General features: G+C 76.5%; 1 pseudogene. It reads left to right on the top strand.

From position 1 onward, the window contains the following. Positions 1-1,619, top strand: a pseudogene (locus A5636_RS27500) (PE family protein); the annotation flags it as partial.

Raw genomic sequence — 1,619 nt, 5'->3', positions numbered from 1 at the left:
CGGCACCGGGGGCTCGGCCGGCGCAGCCGGCACCCAAGTCGGCGGCGGCGCAGCCGGCAACAACGGCACTGGTGGAACCGGCGGAACCGGCGGCGCCGGTGGTGACGGTGCTGTTGGCGCCAGCGGTGATTCGAAGCTGTCCCCGACGGCCGGTGCGCAGGGCGGCCAAGGCGGAGCCGGCGGTCGCGGCGGCACCGCCGGTGCCGGGATTAACGGCATCGGCGGTGGGCAGGCCGGCACCGGCGGCGTCGGTGGCCACGGGGGTACCGGCGGGAACGGCGGCACCAACACCGGTACCACCAGCGACGGAGCCATCGGAGCCGGCATGGGCGCCCAGGGTGGTCAAGGTGGCACCGGGGGCTCGGCCGGCGCAGCCGGCACCCAAGTCGACGGCGGCGCGGCCGGCAACAACGGCACCGGCGGTACCGGGGGCCAGGGCGGCATTGGGGGCGACGGCTCCACCGGTATCAACGGATTCCACAATCCCGTCAACCCCACCGCCGGTGGACAGGGCGGTCAGGGCGGAGCCGGGGGCACCGGCGGCACCAGCGGTGCCGGGATCAACGGCATCGGCGGTGGGCAGGCCGGCACCGGCGGCGTCGGTGGCCACGGGGGTACCGGTGGGAACGGCGGCATCAACACCGGCACCACCGGCGGTGACGGCGGTACCGGCGGGCAGGGTGGCACCGGCGGCACCGCCGGAGCCGCAGGCACCCAGGTCGACGGCGGAGCAGCCGGCAACAGCGGCACCGGCGGCACCGGGGGTCAGGGCGGCAACGGCGGTAACGGCGGCACCGGCGCTAACGGCACCAGCGACGCCACCACCCCGACCGCGGGCAACCAAGGCGGCCAGGGCGGTACCGGCGGCCAAGGTGGTACCGCCGGTGCCGGCATCAACGGCATCGGCGGCGGCCAAGCCGGCAACGGCGGCAACGGTGGACAAGGCGGTGGCGGTGGCAACGGCGGCACCAACACCGGCACCACCAGCGGCAGCGGCGGCGCCGGCGGACAAGGCGGCACCGGCGGCACAGCCGGAGCAGCCGGCACTTTGCGGGACGGTGCTACCGCTGGCTCTAACGGCACCGGCGGCACCGGCGGCCTAGGCGGCAACGGCGGTAACGGTGGCAACGGAATCGGGGGCACCATCGGCGTCGTCTCCACCGCCGGCTCCGACGGCGGAACGGGCGGCGCCGGCGGCCACGGTGGCACCGGCGGTGACGGCATTGATGGCGTCGGCGGCGGCACCGGAGGCGGCGGCGGCAAGGGCGGTAACGGTGGCGGCGGCGGCAACGGCGGCCAGAACACCGGCGCTGACGGCACCACCAGCTCGCGCGGTGGCAGCGGCGGTGACGGCGGCAAAGGCGGCGACGGTGGTACGCCAGGGGTCGGCAGCACCTTAGGTGGCAATGGTGGCAACGGCGGAGACGGCGGCATGGCCGGAAACGGCGGCTCGAACACCTCCGGCACCTCATCCACCAGTGGCTATTCCGGCGCGGGTGGCGGCGGTGGTGGCGGTGGAGACGGCGGCAACGGCGGCAGCGCCAACGCCACCGGCGGCACCGGAGGCGCCGGCGGCACCGGCGGCTCCGGCCACGCGGGCGGCGCAGGCGTCATCGCGG

Source organism: Mycobacterium asiaticum (assembly GCF_001673315.1).
GTDB lineage: Bacteria > Actinomycetota > Actinomycetes > Mycobacteriales > Mycobacteriaceae > Mycobacterium > Mycobacterium asiaticum_B.
The sequence above is the reverse complement of the archived record's forward strand: the minus strand, read 5'-3'. Positions and strand labels throughout refer to the sequence as shown.